This is a genomic window from Actinoplanes sp. ATCC 53533 (genome assembly GCF_003947245.1).
Genome location: NZ_QHHV01000599.1, coordinates 1 through 764 on the forward strand (window position 1 = coordinate 1; position 764 = coordinate 764).

General features: G+C 66.0%; 1 protein-coding gene. It reads left to right on the forward strand.

Annotated features, from left to right (window positions below; genetic code table 11):
- Positions 1–154: 154 nt before the first annotated feature.
- Positions 155–764: TMEM14 family protein (locus DMB66_RS60225; protein ID WP_125812724.1), on the forward strand; the 610-nt coding region annotated here is incomplete at its 3' end.

A 764-nucleotide genomic window follows, 5' to 3' on the forward strand; every position in this document is an offset into this window, starting at 1 on the left:
CTCACCTGGCTTGGCATCGCATTCTTGATCTTCTTCATTGCCGTTCAACCCCAACTCGGCCGCCGCGGTGTTCGAGTCACTGGGTGACACCATCGGGGACATTGCTCGTGGTTTCGGAACGTTCTTCACCAACCTCGTCGCTTAACATCACCTGATGGGTCCTGGCGAGCCGCGGCAACCTGATGACGAGGGTGCGCGCCGCCCTCGCGACGACGACGAAGACTTCGGCTACAACGATCCGGCGTTCGACGACGCTCCGGAGTATCGCCGGGGTGCGGCCTCGGCCGGCCCTGGCTACTCGCCTGACGCTGGCTATTCGCCGAGCGCCGGCTACGGGACGGACTCCCGCGACGACTACCGCGATCCGGGTGAATACGAAGCCCCGATCTTCACCGAGGAAGAGCTCCAGGGCCTCGGTGGTGACGGCGCGGGCGTCCCGGGTGGACCGCGCCGGGTGCTGCCGCTGGAGGACGAGCCGACCACGCTGGTCTCCCGCTATCTGTTCCCGACCGAGCGCTACCGCGGCGAGTGGAAGAGGCACTGGATCCATCTGTCCACGCCGCTGCTGGTCGGCGTCGGCTCCACTCTGCTGCTCGGTTACCTCGCCGGCTGGCTGACCCAGCAGGACGTCGACGGCCTGGTCACCGCGGCCGTGCTGGTCTGGCTCGGGGTGATGGGCTGGGTCGCCTGGAAGGTCGGCGACTGGTATTTCGATCGCTTCATCCTGACCAACAAGCGGGTCATGGTGGTCAACGGCATCATCA